The organism is Roseibium sp. (genome assembly GCF_965229775.1).
Lineage (GTDB): Bacteria > Pseudomonadota > Alphaproteobacteria > Rhizobiales > Stappiaceae > Roseibium.
Genome location: NZ_OZ245929.1, coordinates 249,372 through 275,613 on the forward strand (window position 1 = coordinate 249,372; position 26,242 = coordinate 275,613).

Annotated in this window: 22 protein-coding genes and 1 pseudogene; 11 read left to right on the top strand and 12 right to left on the bottom strand. The window is 59.8% G+C overall.

The window, feature by feature from the left end:
• Window positions 1-276 precede the first annotated feature (276 nt).
• The 5 genes and pseudogenes from ACO07N_RS01125 to ACO07N_RS01145 form a co-directional block, all read right to left on the bottom strand.
• Complete coding sequence (locus ACO07N_RS01125) at window positions 277-2,232, bottom strand: tripartite tricarboxylate transporter permease (RefSeq protein WP_421979257.1); 1,956 nt, start codon at window positions 2,230-2,232, stop codon at window positions 277-279.
• 78 nt (window positions 2,233-2,310) lie between these two features.
• Window positions 2,311-2,934: pseudogene (locus ACO07N_RS01130) on the bottom strand (tripartite tricarboxylate transporter substrate binding protein); the annotation flags it as partial.
• Window positions 2,935-2,961: 27 nt separating this feature from the next.
• Window positions 2,962-3,261 (bottom strand): hypothetical protein, encoded by a 300-nt coding sequence (locus tag ACO07N_RS01135; protein WP_421979258.1) that lies wholly within the window; start codon window positions 3,259-3,261, stop codon window positions 2,962-2,964.
• A gap of 105 nt (window positions 3,262-3,366) precedes the next feature.
• Complete coding sequence (locus tag ACO07N_RS01140; RefSeq protein ID WP_421984362.1) at window positions 3,367-4,278, bottom strand: hydroxyacid dehydrogenase; 912 nt, start codon at window positions 4,276-4,278, stop codon at window positions 3,367-3,369.
• 420 nt (window positions 4,279-4,698) lie between these two features.
• Window positions 4,699-5,646, bottom strand: coding sequence for a LysR substrate-binding domain-containing protein (locus tag ACO07N_RS01145; protein WP_421979259.1), 948 nt, complete (start codon window positions 5,644-5,646; stop codon window positions 4,699-4,701).
• A 151-nt stretch (window positions 5,647-5,797) separates the two neighbouring features.
• Between ACO07N_RS01145 and chvE the strand changes: the two genes are divergently transcribed.
• The 8 genes from chvE to ACO07N_RS01185 all read left to right on the top strand — a co-directional run bounded on the left by chvE (window position 5,798) and on the right by ACO07N_RS01185 (window position 16,201).
• A complete protein-coding gene (gene chvE / locus ACO07N_RS01150; protein WP_421979260.1) occupies window positions 5,798-6,862 on the top strand; it encodes a multiple monosaccharide ABC transporter substrate-binding protein in 1,065 nt (354 codons plus the stop codon).
• A gap of 75 nt (window positions 6,863-6,937) precedes the next feature.
• Window positions 6,938-8,452, top strand: coding sequence for a multiple monosaccharide ABC transporter ATP-binding protein (mmsA, locus tag ACO07N_RS01155; protein WP_421979261.1), 1,515 nt, complete (start codon window positions 6,938-6,940; stop codon window positions 8,450-8,452).
• A 9-nt stretch (window positions 8,453-8,461) separates the two neighbouring features.
• Entirely contained in the window at window positions 8,462-9,715 is a 1,254-nt protein-coding gene (gene mmsB / locus ACO07N_RS01160; protein ID WP_421979262.1) for a multiple monosaccharide ABC transporter permease, read from the top strand.
• Window positions 9,716-9,719: 4 nt separating this feature from the next.
• Window positions 9,720-10,715 (top strand): AraD1 family protein, encoded by a 996-nt coding sequence (araD1, locus tag ACO07N_RS01165; protein ID WP_421979263.1) that lies wholly within the window; start codon window positions 9,720-9,722, stop codon window positions 10,713-10,715.
• A 4-nt stretch (window positions 10,716-10,719) separates the two neighbouring features.
• A complete protein-coding gene (gene araD / locus ACO07N_RS01170) occupies window positions 10,720-12,462 on the top strand; it encodes an L-arabinonate dehydratase (RefSeq protein WP_421979264.1) in 1,743 nt (580 codons plus the stop codon).
• Window positions 12,462-13,385, top strand: a complete 924-nt coding sequence (locus tag ACO07N_RS01175; RefSeq protein WP_421979265.1) for a Gfo/Idh/MocA family protein — start codon at window positions 12,462-12,464, stop codon at window positions 13,383-13,385. The genes araD and ACO07N_RS01175 overlap by 1 nt, the downstream gene beginning before the upstream one ends.
• 150 nt (window positions 13,386-13,535) lie before the next feature.
• Window positions 13,536-15,245 (top strand): gamma-glutamyltransferase, encoded by a 1,710-nt coding sequence (gene ggt / locus ACO07N_RS01180; RefSeq protein ID WP_421979266.1) that lies wholly within the window; start codon window positions 13,536-13,538, stop codon window positions 15,243-15,245.
• Complete coding sequence (locus tag ACO07N_RS01185) at window positions 15,242-16,201, top strand: 2-hydroxyacid dehydrogenase (RefSeq protein ID WP_421979267.1); 960 nt, start codon at window positions 15,242-15,244, stop codon at window positions 16,199-16,201. Before ggt ends, ACO07N_RS01185 begins: the two co-directional genes overlap by 4 nt.
• Before the next feature lie 52 nt (window positions 16,202-16,253).
• On the opposite strand, the gene ACO07N_RS01190 is transcribed toward ACO07N_RS01185, so the two are convergent.
• Both ACO07N_RS01190 and ACO07N_RS01195 read right to left on the bottom strand, forming a co-directional pair.
• Window positions 16,254-16,763 (bottom strand): hypothetical protein, encoded by a 510-nt coding sequence (locus ACO07N_RS01190; RefSeq protein ID WP_421979268.1) that lies wholly within the window; start codon window positions 16,761-16,763, stop codon window positions 16,254-16,256.
• A gap of 1,016 nt (window positions 16,764-17,779) precedes the next feature.
• The gene (locus tag ACO07N_RS01195) at window positions 17,780-18,973 is read right to left on the bottom strand and encodes a porin (RefSeq protein WP_421979269.1); all 1,194 of its coding nucleotides are present in this window, start codon (window positions 18,971-18,973) and stop codon (window positions 17,780-17,782) included.
• Between the two features lie 316 nt (window positions 18,974-19,289).
• On the opposite strand from ACO07N_RS01195, the gene ACO07N_RS01200 reads away from it, so the two are divergent.
• The gene (locus tag ACO07N_RS01200) at window positions 19,290-19,862 is read left to right on the top strand and encodes a tyrosine-type recombinase/integrase (RefSeq protein ID WP_421979270.1); all 573 of its coding nucleotides are present in this window, start codon (window positions 19,290-19,292) and stop codon (window positions 19,860-19,862) included.
• A gap of 180 nt (window positions 19,863-20,042) precedes the next feature.
• On the opposite strand, the gene ACO07N_RS01205 is transcribed toward ACO07N_RS01200, so the two are convergent.
• The gene (locus ACO07N_RS01205) at window positions 20,043-20,927 is read right to left on the bottom strand and encodes a cation diffusion facilitator family transporter (protein ID WP_421979271.1); all 885 of its coding nucleotides are present in this window, start codon (window positions 20,925-20,927) and stop codon (window positions 20,043-20,045) included.
• Between the two features lie 321 nt (window positions 20,928-21,248).
• Here ACO07N_RS01205 and ACO07N_RS01210 point away from each other — a divergent pair, with 321 nt between their 5' ends.
• Window positions 21,249-21,836, top strand: coding sequence for a TetR/AcrR family transcriptional regulator (locus ACO07N_RS01210; RefSeq protein WP_421979272.1), 588 nt, complete (start codon window positions 21,249-21,251; stop codon window positions 21,834-21,836).
• Window positions 21,833-22,285, top strand: coding sequence for a hypothetical protein (locus ACO07N_RS01215; RefSeq protein ID WP_421979273.1), 453 nt, complete (start codon window positions 21,833-21,835; stop codon window positions 22,283-22,285). The genes ACO07N_RS01210 and ACO07N_RS01215 overlap by 4 nt, the downstream gene beginning before the upstream one ends.
• Before the next feature lie 303 nt (window positions 22,286-22,588).
• Here ACO07N_RS01215 and ACO07N_RS01220 read toward each other — a convergent pair whose 3' ends face one another.
• The 4 genes from ACO07N_RS01220 to ACO07N_RS01235 form a co-directional block, all read right to left on the bottom strand.
• The gene (locus tag ACO07N_RS01220) at window positions 22,589-22,936 is read right to left on the bottom strand and encodes a hypothetical protein (protein WP_421979274.1); all 348 of its coding nucleotides are present in this window, start codon (window positions 22,934-22,936) and stop codon (window positions 22,589-22,591) included.
• 536 nt (window positions 22,937-23,472) lie between these two features.
• The gene (locus ACO07N_RS01225; protein ID WP_421979275.1) at window positions 23,473-24,051 is read right to left on the bottom strand and encodes a TadE/TadG family type IV pilus assembly protein; all 579 of its coding nucleotides are present in this window, start codon (window positions 24,049-24,051) and stop codon (window positions 23,473-23,475) included.
• 1 nt (window position 24,052) lies between these two features.
• Window positions 24,053-24,586 carry a TadE/TadG family type IV pilus assembly protein gene (locus ACO07N_RS01230; RefSeq protein ID WP_421979276.1) on the bottom strand — a complete coding sequence of 178 codons (534 nt, stop codon included), beginning with the start codon at window positions 24,584-24,586 and terminating at the stop codon, window positions 24,053-24,055.
• Window positions 24,587-24,621: 35 nt separating this feature from the next.
• A complete protein-coding gene (locus tag ACO07N_RS01235; protein ID WP_421979277.1) occupies window positions 24,622-26,034 on the bottom strand; it encodes a pilus assembly protein TadG-related protein in 1,413 nt (470 codons plus the stop codon).
• Window positions 26,035-26,242 lie beyond the last annotated feature (208 nt).

The following is a 26,242-nucleotide window of genomic DNA, read 5'->3' on the forward strand; positions in this document are numbered from 1 at the left end:
GCCTTCTGCCGATACGCACCCTAGATCCCGGAACCGGTCCGGTCTCTGGGGCGCGCCCGGGCACGACCCAAGCCCAAAACGGATCATCGCGCATTGACCTCAGACAAACGGCACAGCGATTTCTGCAGTTTTGCAACTATCGTCACCTGCGGCGGGTTGCTCTTGTGCACCGGATCGCACAGCCCAATTGCGAAGCTTCGTCTATAGCGCCAGCCGAATGACGGCGTCGGGAACGAGGGTTGGAAGCTCAGCGGGATCCGTGCACCGCGGGGCGGGCTAAGGCAGGGGCACCGACAGAACTTCGCTGAAAAGCAGCGTGCAGGCGACGATGACGCCGGTAACGCTCAGGAGAAGGATCGCCCAGTTCTTCGCCGAGTACCTGTCGTGCTGCGCGATGACTGTCAGAGCGACCCCGAGTGCGACGGCGGTTGCGGCAAATCCGAAAACGGGAAAAGCGGACACGGCTGCCAGCATGACCAGCGGCAGTGCGCTCATGCGGAACCAGGAGCCTTCGACGGATATTTCGGTCACATGTCTGGTCAGCGCAAGACGAACGAACGCCAGGCAGACGAGCACCGCCATCGCAATCGCGATGGTGCGCGGGAAAACGGCCGCCTCCGGATTGAGATGCGCCGATTGCTGCAGGGCCAGAAGCGCGATCCCGCCGGCAATCACAAGCGCAATACCGTCGCGCAGGATGGCAGGTTTGGGGGCGTGTTCGCGCGGCGTCACGGGATTGTCCGTGCTTCGGGACACGATCTGCTTCAACCGCGGCAGGAACGGGTAGAAGAACGTCAGCAGCGTCAGCGCGATGATCGCCATGGACAGGGGCCGCCCGAAGAACTGGCCCCAGAGGTTGCCGATTGCGTCACCGATCGTCCAGCTTTGAACGAAGCCCTGCTCGGCAATGCGTCCGAGGATCAGGCCGAGCACGATGGGCGAAACCGAAAAGCCGCGTTTGCCTGCCACCCAGCCGATCACGCCAAGGACGATCATGATCGTGATGTCCGACAGGCTGTTGCGGATCGCGAAGGTACCGATGACGGTCATGAAGGCCACGACCGGCACAAGCGCCGCCTTCGGCGCGCGCACGATGGCCCCGTAGGCAAAGCGCCCGATCATCAGCCCGACGGGCAGCATCAGGACGGTCGCCAGCAAAAGCCCGAAGATGAACGTGTAGACGATGCTGGCCCCGTCGGCGAAAAGGCTCGGGCCGGTGCGCACCCCCTGAACCAGCAAGGCCCCGAGAATAACCGCGTCGGGCGGCGTTCCGGGAATTCCGAGCACAAGCGTGGGAATGAAGCCGCCGCCAACCGTTGCGTTGTTCGCCGATTCCGTTGCAACGATCCCGCCGGGGTTGCCCTCGCCATAAGGCGGCTTGCCCTTGTTGGTGCGCCGGGCTTCGGAATAGGCGACGAGACCTGCGATCGAACCGCCTGCTCCCGGAAGTGCGCCGACCATGGTGCCCACCACGGAACTGCGCATGACGTTGATCTTGTTCTTGAGCAACAGGCCGAAGGCTTCCGGCAGCCGGAAACCGCGGGTCTGTTCCGGCGCTTTCAGATGCCGGTCGGGGGTGGCGACGAGATCTATGAGAACCGGAATGCAGTAGAGCCCGATCAGGGCGGACACCGTCTCGATGCCGCCCAGGAGCACATTGGACCCGAACGTGAAACGGACCTCCGCGCTGGTCTCGGAAATCCCGATCATCGCGAGCAGCAGTCCGAAGCAGGCGCCGATCACCCCTTTGAGAAAGTCCCCAGTGGACAGCGCGGCGATCAGCGAGAGACCGAAGACCGCAAGCCAGAAATACTCCACCGGGCCGAAGGCCAGGGCGGCCTCTGCCAGCGGCGGCGCCAGGAGCAGAAGCGCCAGTGCGCCGACGAGTCCGCCGATGACGGACGAGATACAGGCGACCGATACCGCCAGGTCGCCATCGCCGCGCTTCGCCATCGGATAGCCGTCGAAAGTGGTCGCGATTGCCGACGGCGTGCCGGGTGTATTCAGCAAAATGGCGGCATAGGCGCCGCCGTAGATTGCCCCGGTATAGATCGCCCCCATGAGGATGAGAGCGCTGTCCGGAGACATCGTGAACGTCAGCGGCACCAGCACGGCCACCGCCATGGTCGCTGTCAATCCCGGGATCGAACCGATGATCGTACCCGCTGCCACACCCAACAGGGCAAGCAGAAGGTTCAGCGGTGACAGGGCACCGACAACAAAATCGAGCATCAGGTCCTCCCGGGAGAGACGGCGAAGCGCGTCACGGATGTGAGGATAGAGGCGCGCAGCGCGCCTCTATCCGCTGTGTCACTCGATGATACCTGCCGAGCGTGCGGCGTTCAGGTATCCCTCGGCCTTTTCGGCGATGAAGGCGTTCATTTCATCGCCGTAGCTGACGTCAACGAGAGCAAATCCGCCATCCAGCATTTTCTGCTGGAACTCTGCATCCGCGTTGATGGCCTTGATCGCGTCGGAAACCTGCGTCCTCACCTCTTCGGATGCGGAATTCGGCACCGCGATGCCGCGATAGGCGCCGGAGACCATGTCATAGCCCAGCTCGCGGAAGGTCGGAACGTCGGGGAAAGCCGGGTGGCGCTCCTCCATGGCGACAGCAAGCAGCCGGACCTTGTCGCCCTGCGCTGCGCCAACCGTGGTGTAGCCCCACGCCGCCTTGACCTGCTTGCCGAGTAGCGCCGTTACAGAAGCACCGGTCCCCTTGAACGACACGTAGGTGCTCTCGATATCCGCCATGTCGTCAAACTGGACCTGAGCCAGATGGTTCGCGGTGCCCTTGCCGGATCCCGAGAAGATCACCTGCTTCGGGTTGGCCTTGGCATCATCGATGAGGTCCTGCAGCGTGTTATACGGGCTGTCCGCCGTCACCACGATGGCATCGGGCGTGTAGTGGAACATGTAGACGGCTGCCAGATCCTCGGTCTTGAAGCCGACATCCCCTTGCTAGGGCTTGATGATGATGTGGGGCAGGTTGATCCCCATGATCACCGAACCGTCACCTGCCATGTTGTTCAGCTGGGACCAGCCCACGGCTCCGCCACCGCCCGGCTGGTAGTTCACCACCATCTGTTCGCCGAAGAGCTTTTCGAAGAAGGGTTGCTGAAAGCGGGCGGTAATGTCGGACTCGCCGCCGGGTCCGAACGGAATGATGTAGTCGACGCTTCCTTTCGGAAAATCTTCTGCAGTCGCGGTGCCGGCAAATGCGGCCAGTGTCATAGCCAGAATGGCGGACTTCAATTTCATGCTTGTCTCCTCCCAGTTGAAATGCATGTTTTTTGTCGTCTTTTTCTGATCTTAGGCATTCTGAACCGCGTTCGTCACGCATTTTGCGCAATAATGCTCCTCAGTTCATGTGTCGTCGTCCGTTAAAACCTGCAGGACATTTTCAACGGTGACCTGGCTTACGCGTGCATTCGCAGGCTCTGTGACGCCTGCAATATGCGGCGTCAGTATGAGATTGGGGCACCCTTTGAAGACGGCGGCGCCGGCGGCATCGAGTGGTTCGGCTGTGAAAACATCCACCGCTGCACCCGCCAGCCGTCCCGTCCTGAGCGCCGCCGCAAGCGCGGCCTCGTCAACAACACCGCCGCGCGCCGTGTTGATGAGCACCGCACAGGGTTTCATCTTCGAAAGCGCATCCGCATCGATCAGGTTCCTCGTGGACTGTGTGAGCGGCACGTGCAGCGACAGGACGTCCGCAAGCGCAAACAGCTCTTCCAGGCCGCAGGACCGGACGTCCGACCAAGCCGGATCGGTTGGTGTGAGATAGGGCTCGAAGGCTGCGATCCGCATACCGAGTGCGCGGGCTGCTTTCGAGACCGCCTGGGCAATCGCTCCGAACCCCACGAGCCCGAGCACCTGGCCGTGGACTTCTCCGCCGCCTCCAAGCGGTCCGCGCGGCCAGTCCCCTGCCAGAACGTCGCCACTTGACGCAAACACGCCCCGGCGCAGAACGAGCATTGCCCCGATGACATATTCCACGACCGACTGCGTGTTGGCGCCTGTCGCAGGCCTGACCGCAACGCCCTTCTGCGCGCAGGCGTCGAGGTCGATATTCTCCAGTCCGACCCCGAGACGGCCAACAACGCGAAGCCGCGGCGCAGCGTTCAGGAGGTCGAGGTCGACACGCGTTCGATTGCGCACGATCAATGCATCCGCCTGCGCGAGTTCCAGCCTAAGGCGTTCCGGATCGTCGACGAGCGCCGGGTCATACCGGATCTCGATTGCCGGTCCGAATGCCTCCAGCGCCGTCTCATTCATGAACTCCGATACGACGACTTTTTTCGCCACTTGCGCCCCTCCCCTCGGCAACCCGTTCAAGTGTCATCGATACTAGGGTACGGACTCATAAATGAAGTCAATTTGGTTTGGATCGTTTTGACCAACTGCGAGAAGCGAAAGCGCAGGAAATGTAGTGCATTTTCAAACCTTTCGCGACGATGAAGATGGCCAAAACCACCAATTCCGAAGGACGGCGAAATGGCTCTACCTCCCAGCGTCGCCGCGCTTGACCGGGCAAAGGCCCGCTCTGCGCACGCTTCCTTGCGAGATTTTGCCAATCCTGCCGCCAAATCGGCTTCAGTTATGGGTCCGTACCCTAAGCCTGCAGATCCGCTCCGGCCAAGCCGGTCCGTTCACCCGATCGGGCACCCAAAGCAGGTGCCGGCGACCCCGGTCCTGCTACTGTTCGCCGTTGAACCGGCGCAGGATTTCGCGTGACACCACCCGTGCTGCCGCGGTTTGAACCTGACCCTTGCGGGTCAGGAAGGAATAGGTTTCCACGGACAGGGGCAGGTCGGTCTGCAAAATAGCCAGGGACCCCGGAGATCCGTCCGGCAAGAGCGCAAAACTGTCCGCGACCGACCGGGCAACGGGCCCGATGGCGTTCGATCGTTGAATGGTCGCGAGTGTAAACAGGAACGAGGACGTGGTCAGGATCTTCGAGGGAAGCTGAAGTTCCATGTCGCGCAGGGCGCTTTCCGCGGTCGTTCGAATGGGCGCACCGACCGGAGGGAACACCCAGTCAAAGCCCAGGAGAGCATGCGCCGGGATCGGCACCGGATGACGGGTCAGCGGATGGTCCAGCCGCGCAACCATGCATGCCGGTTCCCGCCGCAGGGGCTGTTCGTCGAAAAGGTCCGGATCCGCGTCGAGGGGCACACGGCTGAGGGAAAAATCAAGCCGCCCGTCCTCGAGCATCGGCGCCAGCACCGTACTTGGCCCGATTTCGACCGAAACGGAGATTTCCGCATAACTCAGGCGAATGTGCCGAATGGCCGGCAGAACGTATTCCACCGCCGGTCCCGTGACCGACCCGATATTCACGTGCCCTCTTTGTCCCGAGACATGATGCTCGATGTCGACGGCGGCATCTGTCAGCTCCTGAAGCACCCGGACACATCGTTCTGCCAGGGTCCGGCCGACTTCCGTCAGTTCGATACCGCGCCCGCTGCGCAAATAGATTTCGGCATCCGCGACATGCTCGATTTCCGCCATCAGGCGCGATGCTGCCGGCTGGGTGATGCCGAGGGCGGCGGCCGCGTCCGTCAAGCGGCTCTGCCGGCTGAGTTCCGCAAGAAGCCGCAGATGCGAAATCTTCATGCCGCGCCGCAACAAGTCCAGGGTCAAATCGCTTCCTCTTGAATACATACCGTTCTCGGTAAGTATTGATAGCAAACAATGATTTGACGGTCATGTGTCTTTTCGCAAGTTTGAAGGCGGCATCCCCGGATGCCTCATCAATTTTGCGGTCGGACCTTTACCGGCCAGGGAGGAACACATGAATTTCTTTTCCAAGGCACTGATTGCAGTCGCCGCCACGGCAACGCTCATGTCCGGCACGTCATTCGCTTCAGACAAGGGAGCGGTCGGCATCGCCATGCCGACCAAGTCCTCCGCCCGCTGGATCTCCGATGGAAACTCCATGGTCGAGCAATTCACAGCCGCCGGCTATTCGACCGATCTGCAGTATGCGGAAGACGACATTCCAAATCAGCTCGCGCAGATCGAGAACATGATCACGAAGGGCGTCGATGTTCTTGTGATCGCGGCAATCGACGGAACCACGCTTTCCAACGCCCTGGAAAATGCCGCCGCCTCCGGGATCAAGGTCATTGCCTATGACCGGCTGATCCGCGACAGCGCCAATGTCGACTACTATGCGACGTTCGACAATTTCAAGGTCGGCGTTCAGCAGGCAACCTCGCTGGTCAACGGCCTGAAAGAGCGCTTCGGCGACGGCCCCTATAATGTCGAACTGTTCGGCGGATCGCCGGACGACAACAACGCCTATTTCTTCTATGACGGCGCAATGTCGGTCCTCCAGCCGATGATCGATGCCGGCACGATCAATGTCGTCTCGGGACAGATGGGCATGGACACCGTTGGAACCCTTCGCTGGGACGGTGCGGTCGCGCAGGCCCGCATGGACAATCTCCTGTCCGCCCACTACACGGACAAACAGCTTCATGGCGCACTCAGCCCCTATGACGGCCTTTCCATCGGCATCCTGTCGTCGCTCAAGGGTGTCGGCTACGGATCCGGCGATCTCAAGATGCCGATCGTGTCCGGACAGGATGCTGAAATTCCGTCCGTGAAATCCATTCTTGCGGGCGAGCAGCATTCGACCGTCTTCAAGGACACCCGGGAACTGGCCCGCGTGACGGTCGGCATGGTCGAGGCCATCCTCAACGACGGTGAACCCGAGATCAACGACACCAAGACCTACGACAACGGTATCAAGGTGGTTCCGTCCTATTTGCTGGAGCCTGTCGCGGTCGATGCTTCCAACTGGGAAGATGTCCTCATCGGCAGCGGCTACTACACGGCTGATCAAGTCAAGTAAACCTGGTCCAGCGAAAGACCCGTCCACGACATTCCAGTTGCGGGCGGGTTTTTGGAATTACGGAGATCGGGGTAAATGGCACTCCTGTCCATGCAAGACATCAGCAAGACCTTTCCGGGCGTCAAGGCGCTTGATCAGGTCAATCTGGATGTTCAGCAAGGTGAAATTCACGCCGTCGTCGGCGAGAACGGCGCGGGCAAATCGACCCTCATGAAAATCCTCTCCGGCGTCTATCCGCATGGAACCTACGATGGTGAAATCGTGTTTGACGGCGCACCGGCACGGTTTGCCGGCATTTCGGACAGTGAGCGCCAGGGGATCATCATCATTCATCAGGAACTAGCGCTCGTGCCCCAGCTTTCCATCGCCGAGAACATCTTCCTCGGCAATGAACGCGCCAGGAGCGGGGTGATCGACTGGCGCGAAACCAACCGGCGCACGGAAGAACTTCTCGCGAAAGTCGGCCTTTCCGAAGCTCCCTCCGCGCTGGTGGACACGCTCGGTGTCGGAAAGCAGCAACTCGTGGAGATCGCCAAGGCGCTGTCCAAGGACGTCAAGCTGCTCATTCTGGACGAGCCGACGGCCGCGCTTCAGGAAAACGACAGCCGCAAGCTGCTGGACCTGATGCTGGAACTCAAGGCACAGGGCGTCACCAGCATCATCATTTCGCACAAGCTCAACGAGGTCCGCTACGTTGCGGACACGGTCACCGTCATTCGCGACGGCCTCACCGTTTCGCGCCTGGATGCCAGGGCCGGGTTGAGCGAAGATGAAATTGTGCGCGACATGGTCGGCAGGGACATGACGCACCGGTTCCCGGAGCATCGGCGCACCCCCGGAAAAGTCCTGCTGGAAATCAGCAACTGGAATGTCTGGCACCCCGAACATACCGGGCGCCAGGTGATCCGCAACGCCGCGCTCAACGTCCGTGCAGGCGAGGTTGTCGGCATAGCCGGCCTCATGGGGTCCGGCCGCACCGAGCTTGCCATGTCGATCTTCGGCCGGTCCTACGGCCGCAATATCTCCGGAACGGCGAAGCTCAACGACAACGAAATCGATATCAGCACCGTCGACAAGGCGATCGGTGCCGGAATTTCCTACGTCACCGAAGACCGCAAGTCGCTTGGCCTCGTGCTTGATGAAAGCATCCGCTTCAACACCACGCTGGCAAACCTGGACGGCGTTTCCTCTGGCTCCGTCCTGAAAAAGAACGAGGAAACCCGGATTGCCGAACGGTTCCGGCAGGCCCTGGCAATCCGCACACCTTCGGTTTTCCAGAAAACCGTGAACCTGTCCGGCGGCAACCAGCAGAAGGTCGTGCTGGCAAAGTGGCTGTTCACGGAGCCTGAAGTGCTGATCCTCGATGAACCGACCAGGGGCATCGACGTAGGTGCGAAATACGAGATCTACACCATCATCAACGATCTGGCGGACCAGGGCAAAGGTGTCGTCATGATCTCGTCCGAAATGCCGGAACTGCTCGGAATGTGCGACCGGATTTACGTCATGAACGAAGGTGCGCTGGTCGGTGAACTGAATGCCGCGGATGCAAGCCAGGAGCGCATCATGTCGCTCATCGTCAACGAATAGAGTTTCAACATGGACTTGGCACAAAGCGATACCAATCCCGCTGCGCAGACAAAAACCAAAAGCATCGGCCAGTACCTTTCCTCGCATCTGCGGCAGTACGGCCTGTTGTTCGCGCTCATTGCGGTGATGGCGTTCTTCCAGATCGTCACCGACGGCACGCTGCTGCGGGCCGTCAATGTCACCAACCTGCTGCTGCAGAATTCCTACATCATCATCATGGCGCTTGGCATGCTGATCGTGATCGTGTCCGGAAACATCGATCTTTCCGTCGGTTCGGTGATGGGCTTCATAGGGGCGCTGGCGGCCGTCATGATCGTCAACATGGACCAGTCGGTCCCGCTGACCATTGTCGTGTGCCTCGTCGTCGGCGGTCTCATCGGCGCAGCGCAGGGTTATTGGGTGGCCTACTGGAAAATTCCGTCCTTCATCGTCACCCTCGCCGGCATGCTGGTGTTCCGGGGCCTGTCGCTCTGGTTGCTGGAAGGCCAGTCGGTCGGTCCTTTCCCGAAAGAATTCCAGATCCTTGCCACGGGCTTCGTGCCGGACATCTTTCCGATGAGTTGGGGCGACTCCCTTGCAAACATGCTCGAAATGCGGCGCGTGAAACACGTCAACATGCTGGCGCTCTTCACCGGCGTTGCTGCAGCGGCGATGATTGTCTGGATCGGCCTGCGTCAGCGGGCGCAAAACCGGCTTTACGGCATTGAGGACGAGCCGAAGCTCTTCTTCATTGCCCGAAACGTCATCGTTGCGGCCGCACTCATCTTCGTCATGTACAAGCTGTCGCTGTTCCGCGGACTGCCGAACGTGCTGATCACCATGGGCGTGTTGACGATCATCTACGCCTTCATCACCGAATCGACCACCGTCGGCCGCCGCATCTATGCGCTCGGCGGCAATGAAAAGGCCGCCAAGCTGTCGGGCATCAAGACGGAACGGCTGACTTTTCTCGCCTTCACCAACATGGGCGTTCTGGCAGCCGCGGCGGGCCTGGTTTTCGCTGCCCGCCTGAACACGGCAACACCCAAGGCCGGGTTTGCTCTGGAACTGGATGTGATCGCAGCCGTCTTTATCGGCGGCGCGTCCATGTCCGGCGGCGTCGGCACCATCATCGGCGCGGTCGTCGGCGCTTTCCTGATGGGTGTCTTGAACAACGGGATGTCCATCATGGGCATCGGCATCGACTACCAGCAGATGATCAAGGGCCTTGTCCTGCTCGCAGCCGTAATCTTCGACGTCTACAACAAGAACAAGCAAGGATAGTCACATGTTGCTCTCTCAGATCCTGGACGCTCAGGGAAACTGCGCCGTCGTTGTGCGCAACGGCAGTGAAGCAGGTGTCCTGAAAGGGGTCTCCTCGACCTATGAACTCGTCATGGACGCAATCAGGAGAGGTCAGAGCCTGACTGAACGCATCCGTGCCCACGAACTGGGTCCTGCCGTGGACCTGGAGAAACTTGCCGAGGACGGCCGGCTGCTTCTGCCTCTCCACCATCCCGATCCGGCGCACATGCATCTGACAGGAACCGGTCTCACCCATCTGGGGTCGGCGGCTACACGCGATGCCATGCACGCAAAGACGGAAACCGAAGAAACCCAACTCACGGATTCCATGAAAATGTTCCGCATGGGATTGGAGAACGGCAAGCCCGCCAACGGTCATGCCGGTGTTCAGCCGGAGTGGTTTTACAAGGGCAACGGCACCAGCGCTGTCGCTCCGGGCGGCGACCTGGTCAGTCCCGGGTTTTGTGACGACGGCGGCGAAGAACCGGAGATCGCCGGGATTTATGTCATTGGGCCGGATGGAACACCGCACCGCGCCGGGTTCGCGCTCGCAAACGAGTATTCCGACCACGTAATGGAACGGCAGAACTATCTCTATCTGGCCCATTCCAAGCTCCGCCCGGCATCCTTCGGGCCGGAACTGCGTGTCGGCGACCTCCCCGAGCACGTGGAAGGCAGCAGCCGGATCATCCGCAACGGATCGGTCTTGTGGGAAAAGCCGTTCCTGTCCGGCGAAAGCAACATGTCCCACACCCTGGCCAATCTGGAGCATCATCACTTCAAGTATGATCTGTTCTGCCAGCCCGGCGACGTGCATGTTCACATGTTCGGAACGGCGACACTTTCCTTTGCCGACGGCGTTTCCTGCCAGGAGGGAGACGTGGTCGAGATTGCGGCGAGCGGCTTCGGCGTGCCCTTGCGGAACCGTCTTTCCTTCGAAGCGGAAAATGACGGCATGACCGCGGTCCGGGTGCTTTGACGCAATGACCTTCCAACCGGCAAATTGGCCCCGGAAGTTGAGATCGGCGGCGTGGTTCGGCGGCACCAGCCGGGACAATATCTATCATCGCAGCTGGATGAAGAACCAGGGCTTGCCGGATGATCTTTTCGATGGCCGCCCTGTCATCGGCATTTGCAACACGTGGTCACAGCTGACGCCCTGCAACGCCCATCTCCGGGATCTCGCAGAGCGCGTCAAACACGGCATCTACGAAGCGGGCGGGTTCCCCGTCGAGTTTCCGGTCTTCTCCACGGGTGAAAGCACGTTGCGGCCGACGGCCATGATGTTCCGCAACCTCGCGAGCATGGACGTGGAAGAAGCCATTCGCGGTGCGCCGCTGGATGGTGTTGTTCTGCTCGTCGGCTGTGACAAGACCACACCCTCCCTGCTCATGGGGGCGGCATCCGTCAATCTGCCGGCAATCGTTGTATCTGGCGGACCGATGCTGAATGGCTGGTTTCAGGGGGAACGCGTCGGCTCGGGCACACATCTGTGGAAGTTCTCCGAAGCCGTGAAAGCAGGCGAGATGACCCGGGAGGAGTTTCTGGAAGCCGAGGTGTCTATGAGCCGTTCGCCCGGCAGCTGCAACACGATGGGCACGGCTTCCACCATGGCCTCGATGGCGGAAGCTCTCGGCATGGCGCTTTCCGGCAATGCCGCCATTCCCGCCGTCGACAGCCGGCGCCGCGTGATGGCACATCTGAGCGGCCGCCGGATCGTCCAGATGGTCAAGGACGACCTGAAGCCATCGGACATCCTGACCAGACAGGCCTTTGAAAACGCAATCCGGACCAACGGCGCAATCGGCGGCTCGACGAACGCGGTGATCCACCTGCTTGCCGTTGCCGGGCGCATCGGCATTGATCTCACCCTCGATGACTGGGACCGGCTCGGACGTGACATCCCGACGATCGTCAACCTGATGCCTTCGGGGAAATACCTGATGGAAGAGTTTTTCTACGCCGGCGGTCTCCCGGTCGTGGTGAAGCGTCTCGGTGAGGCCGGACTGCTCCACAGGGATGCCATTACCGCCTCCGGCAAGACGATCTGGGATGAGGTCAGGAATGTGAAGAACTGGAACGAAGAGGTCATCCGGCCGGTTGAAAAGGCACTGACGGAGCAGGGCGGGATCGCCGTTTTGAAGGGCAACCTGTCCCCGAACGGCGCGGTTCTGAAACCCTCGGCAGCCTCACCGCATCTCCTGAAGCATCGCGGCCGTGCGGTCGTTTTTGAAGATATCGATGACTACAAGCGGAAGATCAATGATGAAGGTCTCGACATCGACGAGACCTGTATCATGGTTCTCAAGAATTGCGGTCCCAGGGGATACCCCGGATTGTCGGAAGTCGGCAATATGGGCCTGCCGCCGAAAATCCTGCGCAAGGGCATTACCGACATGATCCGCATTTCCGATGCCAGAATGTCTGGAACAGCTTACGGAACGGTCGTTCTGCACACGGCGCCGGAAGCAGCGGCCGGCGGACCGCTGGCGGTGGTGCGCTCCGGCGATTTCATCGAACTGGATGTGCCGAACCGACGGCTTCATCTGGACGTTTCCGACGAGGAACTGCAACGGCGGCTGGAAGCCTGGACACCGAGCCACGCGGTTCCCGATAGCGGCTATGCCCGCCTCTTTCACGATCACGTTCAGGGAGCGGATACGGGCGCGGACTTCGATTTTCTGATAGGCTGCCGCGGCTCCGCTGTGCCGAAGGATTCCCACTGATGACTGAAAAACTGGCTCTGGTCGGCATCGGCAAGATAGCCCGGGACCAGCACATCCCGGCCATTTCCGCCAACCCCGACTGGTCGCTCGAGGCCACCGTCAGCCGTCACGCCTCGGTCGCCGGCATCGAGTCGTTTGAAACGCTTCAATCGCTGTTGGAAGCGCGGCCGGACATTTCGACAATTTCGCTCGCCATCCCGCCACAGCCGCGGTTTGCCTATGCGGAGGCAGCCCTCAGGGCCGGTCGGCACGTCATGCTCGAAAAGCCCCCCGGTCAGAGCCTTGCGGAATGTTTCGCGCTTGAGTCCCTGGCGCGCGAGATGGGCGTCACGATCTTCGCGACATGGCACTCGCGTTTCGCCGATTGCGTTCCGGACCTGAAAGCCTGGCTTGCCTCGCGTGAGCTCAGACGCCTGCGCATTGTCTGGAAGGAGGACGTCCGGCATTGGCATCCCGGACAGGAATGGATCTGGGAGCCGGGCGGCATGGGCGTGTTTGATCCCGGGATCAACGCGCTGTCGATCATGACGGAAATCCTGCCCCATGCCGTTCACGTCCGGGAGGCAACGCTCGAATATCCGGAAAACCGGGCGACACCGATCGCCGCCGAACTCAACTTCACCGATCCGGCGGGAGCCGATGTGTCCGCCCAGTTCGATTGGCGTCAGGAAGGGCCTCAGACCTGGGACATTGAAGTTGAAACCACTGACGGCAACGCCCGATTGTCCCTTGGGGGCAGCCGGCTCGAAATCGACGGTGAGTTGGTCAGGCAAGGCTCCGACAATGAATATGCGAACCTTTACACAAAAATGTCGGATCTGATCCGGACACGCTCCAGCGACATGGACCTTTCCCCCTTCATCCATGTCTGCGATGCCTATTCGCTCGGCCGCAGGGTGACAACGTCACCTTTCCATTACTGATCTGATCGCAAATCGAACGCGACCGCACGTCTGTCGGGCGGACGGAGGGGCTGCGAAAAGCGGCTTTTGAGAACAGATACCGATTCCCTTGTGGCGGTTCCGGACACCTGCGGCTAACCTGCCCGCACACGCCCCGCGAATGGAAATCTGATGGCTCGTCCCCTCCCCTTCACCTGCGAAAAACGCCCCGCCTCCGGTTCCATCGGCATGGTCGTGACCAACCATCCGCTTGGAAGTGCCGCCGGAACCGAGATGCTCGCCGCGGGCGGCAATGCCATTGATGCCGCCGTTTCCGCCCTGCTGACGCTGACGGTGGTCGAGCCCATGATGGTCGGCATCGCCGGTGGCGGGCTGTCGCATGTCCGCCTTCAGGACGGAAGGCATCTGGTCATGGATGCGCTCGCCTGCGCCGCGAAGGATATGCATGCCGGGAGCTACGATCCGGTCTCGGACACACCGCCGAACCACATGGACGTGAAGGACCGGCGCAACACGGTCGGTCCTTCGGCGGTCGCTGTTCCCGGCAATCTCGCCGGGTGGTGCCGCCTGCATGAACTGTATGGCAAACTGCCCTTCCCGGACCTTGTGGAGCCTGCCATCCGCACCGCCAGCAAAGGCTTTCTGGCAACCCATTATCTCAGCGGCGCAGTCAATGAATTTCAGGAAGATCTGCGCAAGGATCCCGAATGCGCCAGGGTCTTGATGCCCGAAGGACGGCCGCCGCGTTTTGGTGAGCGGATCTTCATGCAGGACTATGCCGACAGCCTCCGGCTGATTGCCAGGGAAGGCGCCGCTGCGCTTCATGGCGGCGCGCTCGGTGCTGCACTGGCCGACCGCCTCGCAACCGGCGGACCGGATGCCGGATGGGTGACGCAGAATGATCTGAGGGACTACCGCCCGGTAGAACGCGGCGTCATCACCGGCACCTATCGCGGTTTTGAGATCGTCGGCCCGCCGCCGCCGGCCTCGTCGGGCGTTCACATCGTCCAGATGCTCAACATCCTGGAAGCCTACGACATGTCGGGGCTCGGCTTCGGCAGCGTCGAGGCGCTGGATCTTCTGGCGCGTACGATCGCGCTTGCCTTCGAGGACAGGCGGGCCGCTTCCGGAGATCCGGATTTCGTCGACGTTCCGGTCGAGCGCCTGACGTCGAAGGACTATGCCTCCGACTGCCGCACCCGCCTCGGCTTCAACCAGCAATCCGCACCGCAAGCCGAAAGCGCCGACACAACGCATGTCACGGTCGCGGACAGAGACGGCAACATCGTCACCGCCACGCACACGATCAACGGTCTTTTCGGCGCGCGGATCATGGTGCCGGAAACCGGCATCATTCCCAACAACTACATGATGAACTACGATCCGCATCCGGGCCGGGCGCTCTCGATCGCCCCCGGCAAACGCGTGCCGACCTCCATGGCGCCGATGATTGTCACGCGGGATGGAACGCCGCGTTTCGCGCTCGGTCTTCCGGGCGGTCTGCGAATTTTCCCCTCCGCGATGCAGGCGATCGTCAATCTGATCGATCACCGCATGAGCCTGCAGGAAGCCGTCGAGGCACCGCGGATTTGGACCCAGGGGCAGGAAGTGGAAATCGAAAAGCCCTACGCACCGATGGCCGAAGGGCTTGCTGAGGCGGGGCACGGCGTGAAAGTCGTCCCGCATATCGGCGGCGGCATGAATGCCATCGGCTTCGAAGAGAACGGCTTGACCGGCGCCGCCTGCTGGCGCGCTGACGGAACGGCAATGGGCATCGGCGGCGGCCTTGCCCGCCCCGGCGTCCGCTTCTGGCCGGACAAGGCCCCTGATGACGACGGCGCCAGCACGCCGGGCACGGATAGCAGCGAGGCCAGACCATGATCCGCCTGGTCATCCTCGATCCCGTTTCCGAAGACCGGTTGAAACGCTTTGCCGGCTATCTACCGAACGACTGGTTTTTGGCAAACGCGGTCTCCCGCGCGCCCGCGGATCAGGTCGCGGCTCTGGAAGGGGCCGGCTTTGCCATTACCGCGGACGTTCCCGTAACCGCAGACATGATGGCAGTGCCCGGACTGCGCGCCGTCCACAAATGGGGTGTCGGCTATGACAACATAGACTGCGATGCCGCGGAAGCACACGGCGTCCGCGTCCTGCGCACGACGGGATCCAATGCCGTGTCGGTGGCCGAGACAGCACTCGGTCTGATCCTTGCCCTCAACAGGAATCTCGTCCGCGGGCACTCCGCCGTTCTGGAAGGTCACTGGCCCAAGTCGGAGCTCGGCGCGACGTCGATGCGATTGTCCGGCAAGACGGTCGGGATCGTCGGGCTCGGGCATGTCGGCAAAGCGCTGGCCCGCTTGCTCGGCGGTTTCGGCTGCGACATCCTCTATTGCGGGCGCACACGTCAGGACGTGGAGACCGAGACCGCCCTTGGTGTCCGGTTCACATCCCTTGAGGACCTTCTCGCCCGTTCGGACGTCGTCAGCCTGAACTGTTCGCTCACCGACGCCACACGCGGAATGATCAACGCGCGCACGCTTGCGCTTATGAAAACCGGCGCGCTACTGGTGAACGTCGCACGCGGCGGTATCGTCGTGGAGGCGGACCTCGCCGACGCCCTCACATCCGGCCACCTGCGTGGTGCCGCCAGCGATGTCTACATGGAGGAGCCGGTCCCGGCGGACAATCCCCTGATCGGGCTGGAGACGGCGATCAACACGCCGCATATTGCGGCCGTCTCCGCCGACACGTTCGAACCGACCGTGAAGCGAATGATCGGCAACCTGCTTGCCCTCCACGAAGGCCGTGAACCGCCGGAAGGGGATGTCGTGGTATGAGCGCCTGAAGAGCCACCGCGCTGCGGTCGCGCGCCCGTAAATTGACCGGCGCTCAGCACGAATGGCGCGGGTCCGGATCACCGGAAAGAAGATGGAAGGTCGTGACCTCACCGCCCGCAACGGTCAGCCTGTAGGTCTTGCCTCCCGCACCCAGTGACCAGCGGCCCATCGATTCAGCAGTATAGCCATCGCAGCTTTCGGCGAGGAACACCACGTTCTGCCGCCTGAGCAGGCGGCCGGTTCGGCCCCCACCGTCCGTCTTTTCGAACCGGTAGGTCTCCAGCAAGGCCTGAAAGAAAAATCCGTGCCTGTTCGAACTTACGGAATAGAACGCACCGTCATTGCCGATTGCGAGGATTTCCGTCGACTTCGCATAGGCAGGGACATCTGTTTCTTGCCAGGTCCCGGCCAGTGACGCGGACGCTGTCAGGAGCAGCACCGAAAACGCGTGCACAAGAAAACCCGCGCAGTCGATTCGCCACACCGGCAGCGACAATCCCTTCCGCTTGCCGGGCCCGTGGTCTGCGCGCGCGCCCGCCCGCGCGCTTGACCGCTGCAGCATCGGCCAGATCCGGCTTGCAGGCGATCGCTGGCAAACGAGTTTGAACGGCACTGTCATGGCAGTTTACGGACTTTCTGATTTCGGAAAGAAAAATGCAGTCAGCATTGTGGGTTGAAGCAATGCTGACTGCAGTTGTCTCGGCGCAGAGTGTGTTAGGTAGCCGAGCGATATGTCCGTTTCCGATTAGGGGACGACGGTTCCATGCTTGTTGTTCAACACCAGCTCTTCATGCATACCGGGCATCGACTGCCCGCGCTCAAATCACTGATGCGTTCGCGTCAAGGCAATGGTGTCTGAGCAACATCCAATTGATACAAACTTTAGAGACTGAAGTGTTATGCAGAAACCGAACGTATTTCGGTTTCCCCTCTGCTTCCCTGATGGTGCGAAAACGAAGAATCCACGCAAAAGATGCGCGTTTAGCGCAGCAAAATACGAAAATCCGGACAACAGGAACTTCATCGGTTGCTGAAAACGCGGCTATTTTAGCGGCCGGCAACCGGAAATGCTGTTTCGGGTGCCACCGGCTGGGTGCACGAAACGCACCGGACGTCTTTTCCAAGGCAGTTGTCCGGATCACGCATCCTCAGTCTTCGCGACGGCAGCAGGAGCCTGGGACCGGTTGCCCGAATATGGTCATCGGACCGTGGTCCTGGCACCCGCAATCTGGTCCCCAAGACGATATCGGACGACCTCTGAAAGCGTGCGACTGCGGCACACGTCGGTATTCAGCCCGCCACCGATGGTTCATGCGAAAGGATCTGCGCTCAAGTTTCAAGGCGCACCCTTAGCCGGCTCAACCAGAAACGGTTTGCCCGGACAAGTCTGTTGATGTGGATTGAGATTTTAGCCGCTCCCATCCGCAGCGGCATAGAAAACACAGGTCTTGAACGCACTGTTACACCAGTTTGCGCAACAAGATCTGCAAAGGGGGACGGCCCGGCAACTTGGAGAAAGCCGGGCCGTTGACTGACTGAAATTTTTGGAGGTCTCAGCCAGAACTCGTGAGACGGTCCTTAGAAGGTCCGCTGCAAACGGACGCCGAAGAGGAGTTCTTCAAGCGAGTCGTCGTCATCCGGGTCAACGTCATTGATTTCGGTATTGGAGTAACCAACATCTGCACCGAGTACGAAGCCTGATGCAGGTGACCACTGGACAGACCCATCGATCGCCCAACGATCAATATCGTCAACACCACTTGTCAAATTGGCAACATCTGCATCGACGTGTGCATAAGACCCATCAACAGCCAGTCCGACAGTTGGCGTTGCCTGGATGTAGAGACCAGCGGAAAGGGAGTAACCGGTATTGGTATCATCACTGTTGACCGCATAGTCGGTCGCTCCGAAATCCGAATCCGTTATACCGTTCCCGATGTAGGATAGCGCTCCGTCAGCATAGAAGCCCTGAAAGTAGACGTTGGACCCAGAGTTTGCGAACGGCAGGTTGATATTCACACCTGCACCAATTGCCCAGCCGAGCGATTCGTCTGCTGAATTCGTTCCCTGGTTGGCAGCCGCATCGTCTGGATAAACTTGATGCAGAGCACCGGAGATCTGAGCAGAACCCCACCCTTGAGAAATCGCCAGCGCACCGACGAGATCGGGAGCGCGAGTGCCACCATAGTCGCCCACTTCGCGACCGGAGCGGTCTTCAAGCGCGATCGTGGCAGAGAACCCACTGCCGAAGGCCGCTGTATACGCAATCTGGTTCATCGTGGCGTCGGACCAGTCACGCGTGACAACCCCTACGAAAACCTGACCAGTGTAAATGTTGAAGTTTGAACCCGCGCGTCCAGCGACAACGTTGCCCCATTGAATGTAGGCGGCATCAAGCGTAACACTATTGGTTCCGTTGGTGTTTGTCGCATAGATGGACGTATAGGTCCGCAGTGTGCCGAATTCGGTCTCGGTCTGAGACTCGAGATAGACATACCCACGCGATAGCCAAGAGTAGCCATCATCATCGCGACCACTCCAGTCACCATCATCTTGGACGTTGTTCACAACGAACTGAGTACGAACACGCCCTCCGACGCGCAGGCAGGTTTCGGTGCCCGGGATGTAGTAGTAGCGGGAGCCGTAAGCGTCGCAAATGCGAACGTAGTCAACCGGCTCCGGAGCGACCGGAAGGTCGGCTGCCTGTGCGGTGGTGGCAGTGGCTGCCGCAGCCGCACCAAGCAAGAGTGTTTTGAGTTTCATTCCAGACATTTAAAGATTCTCCTCGAAAGGGGTCAGCTGCCCACTTCCTGGAACCGATGAAATGCTGGTCTTGCCTGGTTTTCCGAACTCCGGGATGCAACAAAATTATTCATTTTGTACAAACGCAGGAAATTAGCAGGACGCCGCGCTTGTCAACCCCGGTAAAATTGAGTAGTCATTTGGTCAGCCGCTTCTAACCGCTGAAATTCGCTGAGTATTTCTGACTGTAACAATATGAATAATAGTGTTGCAGAAAAGAAACACGACTGAGAATGGGTGTGTTAGTCTTATGAATACCTCCTTGTGCAATCAGCAGCCTGCGCAAATGCGGCTGTATGACCAGACCAACCGCAGGCTCTACGTCAACGCGGAAGAACGCCGGCGTTTCATCGCCGTCGCCAACGATCAGGGCCTGCCGCAAAAGGCTTTGTGCCTCACTCTCCTGCATACCGGGTGCCGGCTGTCGGAAGCCCTAGCGCTCACGTCGGAAGCGGTGGACACGATGAGCCACCTCGTTTCGATTCGAACCCTGAAGAAGCGCGACAGGCACCACGTGAGGGAGATCCCGATTCCCCCTGCGTTGACCGGAACCCTCTCCGCGCTGATGGACGCCCGCGCCGGCGAGACCTTCCTCTGGCCGGAAAACCCGGACCGTCCGGTCTGCCGGATCACCGGTTATCGCTGGGTGAAGAAGGTGATGACGGCGGCCGGTATCTCCGGCGCCCAGGCGTCCCCCAAGGGGCTCCGGCACGGATATGGCGTCTACGCCCTCCGCTGCGGCGTCCCCCTGACGATGCTGCGCAAATGGATGGGCCATGCCTCGATCGAAACCACCGCGATCTATACCAATGCCGTCGGCAAGGAAGAGATGGAATTCGCCGGACGCATGTGGTCGTGAGTGGCGTGCCGGCCACTCTCGGCGGACAGATGCGGGCATGAGTGGCGCGGATGGTTTCTGGTCCGCACCCGGTCATGACGGTCCCGGTTCCAGGCCCGGTGATGCAGGACACGCGAGCCGCATCTGAAAGTGTCGCCCTGAACGGCACCTGACGGCACGCTTGCGCCATTTCGCACTGGATCAGCCTGCCGGATGGGCGGCTTCGATGGTCACATGGGAAACGCCATATGCCCTCTCCAGCAAACCGCGGATGTCCTGCTTGACCCGCCGCGGGTCTTCTCCGGGCTTTATGTCGACTTCCATCGTCATCATGGGTCGCTCCTGCGTCACCGACCAGGCATGCAGATGCGTGACCGCCGCAACGCCAACGACTTCGGCAGCAATCGCTGTCGAGACGGCGTTCAAATCAAGACCTTCGGGTGTGCCTTCGAGCAGGATATGTCCGCTTTCCCTGACCACCTTCCAGGCAGAGCGGAGGATGAGCAGGACCACCAGAACGGACAGCAGGGGATCGATCGGCATCCAGCCGGTGAAAATGATTACGAGCGAGGCGGCAAGTGCGGCGATCGACCCGAGCAGATCGCCGGCGACGTGCAAGGCGGCCGCCCGGATGTTGAGATTCCCCGCCTCGCCACGCGTGAGAATCCAGAAAGCGGCCACGTTCACGACCAGCCCGCCGATTGCGACCCACAGCATCGGTCCGCCGAGGATCTCGACCGGTTCACGAAAACGGTTCACCGCTTCGTAGATGATCCAGGCGGCAATGACAAAGAGCGCCAAACCGTTCACGAACGCGGCAAGGACGGAGAACCTGTCAAATCCATAGGTCATCTTCCAGGTGGCCGGCCGACGGCCAAGGCGTACCGCGAACCACGCCAGAACAAGCGAGGCAAAATCCGTCAGCATGTGCCCGGCATCCGCAATCAGGGCCAGCGAACCGGACACCAGTCCGCCGACAATTTCGGCTAACATGTAACCGCCCGTCAGAAGTGCGGCCAAAGCCAGTTTTTTCTCGCTCACCGGACCATGCGAGTGCCCGTCAACGGCATGACCTTGTCTGTCCAAAAGCTACTCTCCCTGCACGCCGGCAATTGCACCGGCTGGAAGGCGACCGTGAGCGTTCGAGCCTGCTCCCGGGCACTCTGGGCCGGGCTCCGGGAAAGGGTGACATGTGCGCAGGACCGGCGGCGGTGCGCGATCGCTTTGAATAAACACAACCATAAAATGCTTTTCGCTGCAAAACTCTTTTTAGTTTTACCTGTGTCGAACTGTGTGCCCTGGGCCTCCTTCAGCGATTGCTTCGCCGGATATTGTTTTCAGGTCTTTGCAATCGCCGCGCAAAGGATCAGTCTTGATTACAGAACGAGCGTTCTGTAATATGTGGCAATGGCACGGCCCCGAACCTATGACAGCGAGACCCTCGCTCTCCGCACCCTCAACGCCTTCTGGCAGGGCGGCTACCACGCAACGTCGATGGACGATCTGGTGCGCGCCACGGGGGTCAGCCGCCACGGGATCTACAAGGAATTCGGCGGAAAGAAAGGCATGTTCCTGAAGTCGTTCGACCTTTACCGGACATCGATCGTCAGTCCGGCTTTCGAACGGGTCGAGAAAAGGACCGCGACGCTTGAAGATATTGCGGCCTATTTCGAACACCAGATCTCGCTCGCCGAAGCGAACGGCTTGCCCGGCCCCGGCTGTCTCGTCGCGAATGCGGCGACCGAGGTCGCCCCGCACGACCCGGACGTCCGGCAGAAGGTCGATGCACACAATACCCGTCTCCTTGAGGGATTTGCCGCCGCAATCAGGAACTCGGCAGACGGTCTCTCGGTCCGCCGGTCGCGGCAGCTGGCAGAAACCGTCCTGATTTTTGCCACTGGCCTCTGGTCGCTGTCGCGCGTGACCTCGGACGCGCAGCAATTGCGCCGGGTCACAACCACCTTTTTGTCCCTGATGAAAGGAGCGCTCAAGTGAATCTCCCAGGCAGGCTGCAGGCCGCGCAATCGGATAGCGGCACGATAGGGGTCGCCCTTTTGTTGAACTTCGTCTGGATCAATCTCTCCGAGGTGTTCAGGTACTTCGTCTTCGTAAGACCGATGATGCAGGAAGCCTTCCCTGCGCTGCCCGATGTCGCGCCGATGAGCGTTCCGGTGTTTCTGATCTGGGGGGTCTGGGACACAATCCTCGTGATTGCCGTAACCCTGGTCGCCGTACTCGCGATCGAACGGCTGGGCGGTTCACCGAAAAGCATCTTCAGGATTGCAACGGGCATCTGGGCCGGAATCTTCGTCATTCTCTGGCTTGGCCTTTTCAACATGAACCTGGCAACACCCGGCGTTCTGCTGGTCGCCTTGCCGCTTGCATGGCTTGAGATGTTTGTGGCCGTTCACCTGGTTGCCTACGCCATGCGAAGGTCGCAATGACCGGGGTGCACAAACCGTCAAATCCGGACGTCACACGAACCGCCCCGTTCGCAGCGTCATCCCTACTCGAACCTTGCCAAATCGATTGGCCGGAAAACAGCAATGGAAAACGGCCACTTTCGCCAGCGGCGCTCTTCCGGTCGGCACGGCAACAGCCGGGCCGTTGCCCACGATGCCCGGACACACTTCGTTTGCGATAGGGGATCAGGCTGGCGGGTCCCGGAAGGCTATGAGCCGGGAGATCTGCTCTGACCGTCGGCTCATCCGGAAAAGGCGAACCGGAAAAAGAACGTCAGGAGGTTCTCAGAAGAAACTGAAGACGGTGAAGATGAGATACAGGCTCAAGGCGACGGAGCCCCAATAGAGAAAGTTCTTCAGCAGCAGGAAGTGGAGGTCGCCATCGCCGTCATTGCGCTTTGGCGCGGATCCCAATTCCTCGCGCCACGCTTCAAGCACGGCGTCGTTCGACGTTTTTGCATTTGCAGACGGAAGTGTCACCATGCCGGAGAACGAACCGGTTGCCTCTGCAGAAACACCGCTGCGGACGAGACCGAAATCGCCTTTTCTTCCGAGCCACACGTTCACCACGGTCGACAACACATACGAAGAAGATCTGGAATTCGCGAGGCTTTTAAGTAGCCGGCTAATCATTCTCATCAATCCTTACATAACAACGCCTGCAAACCTGGATCAGGATCACACCCAAGGCACCTCAGCCCTGATTGACCGGGATGATTGACCCGGCACCCGAGCCCTTGAGTAAAAGCCCGCCGAAACATCCTCCGGATTGCCCGCCGATCAGCGGCCGAGCGCAGTCTTCAGATCCAATCGTCCAAACTTGACGATACGTATTATGTGCACACGCATGGAGAGCACTGTTATGCCTGAACCGAAAAAGACGGTTTACGAAATCTTTAGGAAGCCCGTTGAATTCATGAACAAAAATTAACGATTACGCATTTTGCGCAAGCATCGTCCCGCCTGACTGAAACAGAAGCAAAGTGCCGGGCAAACAAAGGCGAGGCTGTGTTGACCTGGTCCGGGAAAGGCGTCAGCCAAGCACAACAGCTCAAGACAAGCATTGACTGAAAACACGCGACACAGCGAGCACCCGCCAGTGCAAGCACCCGGTCAACGGACATCTGGTGCGTTTCCGGCCACTGCACCGGCTTTGCGCAGGCAAGCCGTCAACACGCGCCGGAGTCGCTTTCGCAAGTCACCTCGGCAACAAACCGCGGACGTCTCACCTGGTTGTCGCTGAGCGTGAAAGTGCCGATAAGCTCGTTGATGAGCATCGGCGTATATTCAGCGCTCACCATGGCGTAAATAACGGATTCGCCCTCCCCGATGTCCGGAAGATCCAGCTCATCCAGGTCTGCCTGATCCAGCACGGCGGCGTCGACATTGCTGCGGCTCCAAACGAGTTCGGGATCGTCATTCTCGTCGACATCGAAAACGTTCCGTATGCTCGCGACGACCACGGTGAAATCCGAATTGATAGAATATTTGCCCGCAAGCGCTTCACCGATGGCAACGAGTTCGTCAAAGTCGTCGTCGTCGATCGATCCCCGGTCGCGCGTCACAAGATCCACGACAACTCCGGTGACCTTCGACATGATCTTGTCGCCTCTGAACCCGTCATAAAACGAGACGACGTTGATCAGGACGAGGACCAGAAAGGGAAAGACGAGCGCGAATTCAACGGCTGCGAGACCGCCGCTGTCGCGCCAGAAGGAATTGGGCCGGAAGAGGGTGTGCATGGTCATGTCAGAACGGCTCGTTGAGGAAGGCGGTCGAGGAGATCAGCTCAAAGCGGTCGCTTGTCGTTTTCGCAAGGTTCAGGCCGAACCCGAGACCCGGGGTCAAAAGATCCACCGTCAGGCAGACGCGCATGAAGACAATACTGTTGCCCACCCCGGGATTGAAGGTAACGGCAGGTGTCAGTTCAACCGTGGAATCCCGGCATGCCGCGTCGCTGGTCGGCAGGGAAGACATCGAGGTTATTTCCGTGAGTTCCACCGTGATTTCGTTCGTGCAGTTCGGTATCACCGACGCCGTCACGCCGCAGACAGCCGCTTCGATGTCGGACTGGGTGAAAGATCCGGCTGCGACACCCGCCGACACTTCCCCGGTATAGACCTGTTTGGAGACCACATTGACGGCATGATCGACCATCGCCATGCGGGTGAGCAGAAGCCCGACTTCGAACAGCGAAAACAGCATTGCAAAGAAGACGGGCGCAAGCAGTGCGAACTCGACGGCGGTCGTGCCTGCCCGGTCACGCGTCAGCGCCCTGAACATCCCCCTTCCGATCCTGCATGTCCGGTACCTGCGCATCAGCCTGAAATCCGCAGACTGTTGATCGACGCTGCTATGCCGTTGAAGGCACTATCAAGGTCGAAGCCGTCGACGAGATAGTAGTTACTCGGTGTGCTTGCACAATATTGCAACAGCGTTTCCGCGTTGCGTCCGCTGATGATCCTGTACCCGATTGTATAGACAACGACACCGTTATCTTTCATCAGATCGCACATTCTCTTGAAATAGGCCGTCGCGTTGTGAGGCGTCGCCGGGTCATCGGTGACCCTCCCTTCCACCACGGCTGTCTGCATTACGGCCCCGTCCTTGCCATGGGGCTGTTCGCTGCTTGTCGGCGACGCCGGACGATACTGCGGAGTTATCTCTCCGTCGGTCATGATGATCGCGATCTTCATGGTGTCATCATCATCGAAATCTGCAGGGCGGTCGGTAAAATCTCCCCCGAGGTCGCCCTTCAGACTGGGTGACAGCGCCTTCGCCCCCCACATGGCACCGATATCCATTCCCGTTCCATCCGACAGGGTCATTGCGTCAATCCGGTCTCTCAGATCGGATGCCTTGTTCGAGTTGAAAATGGCTTCGGTATCGGACCGTGGACACCAATCGTTCTTTTGACCGTACTTTGTGAAATTGGGCACCTGGGGCCGCGAACCCGACGGGATGTCCAGAAGGTCAAAGTCATTGTCAGTGTATTCGACACAGGTGTTGCCGTGTGTGAACCTGTAGACGGTGTAGGGTATACCCGTCCCTTGCGCGTAATTCGCATCGGTCGGGTCAATGTTGGAGGAATCGGAAGCAGCCGGGACGGCCAGCTCGGCAAAGAGGTCCGCGCCGATATTCACGGTGCCGCCAAACGGGATCAGGTTGATTGAGGTGTGGTTCACCAGGTCGCCATCCAGCATATGATCGACGAAAGACTTGGATGCACTTCTGAGGTCGGCGATCTTGGTGCCGCTCATGGAGGAAGAAATGTCCAGAACCATGGAAATCTCGATGTCGGTCTGCGACTGCACGGCAACCGATTTTGCCCTCACGGTCTGTGTATTTATGCCGATCAGCGACAGGAATGGCGTCTTGAGGGTGACGCTTGCCGTGATTTCGAGTTCCCTGGAACTCTCCGTGTCGTCGAGCACGTTGGTCGTATAGGAAAGCGTGTCCCAGACCGCACCATCCGGAAGGTTGGCGTCCATGTAAGTGTCGACGACGTCTTCCAGGTCACCGCTTTGCGAGAGCGCGGCGGCGGCCAGGGTGGCGGAATCGAGCATGATCTGCAACCGCTCCTGCGTCGATGTCATTCTCAGGACATCGACGCTGCCGCAGGCCGCAACGATCAAAGGCAGGGCGCAAAGCGCCGTCAGAATCGCGACATTACCGGAATCATCACGACGAAACCGTGCCAGTCGCGGCACAAAATTCGCAAATGGAGCCATCTCAATCTCACCAGCATTGTATTGCCAAGTACAGATGAAGACCCCATTCAACGCCTGTAATATAATATCTACTTTTATTACATTAAAACTCGATTAATGGAATTAAAAATCAAAATCGAAAAACAAAACGAAATAAAATGATTAATAATATCCTAAAATCAAGCAAATTCCTTCTCAGAATTCGTACGCTTACTGAAATCCATCCGGA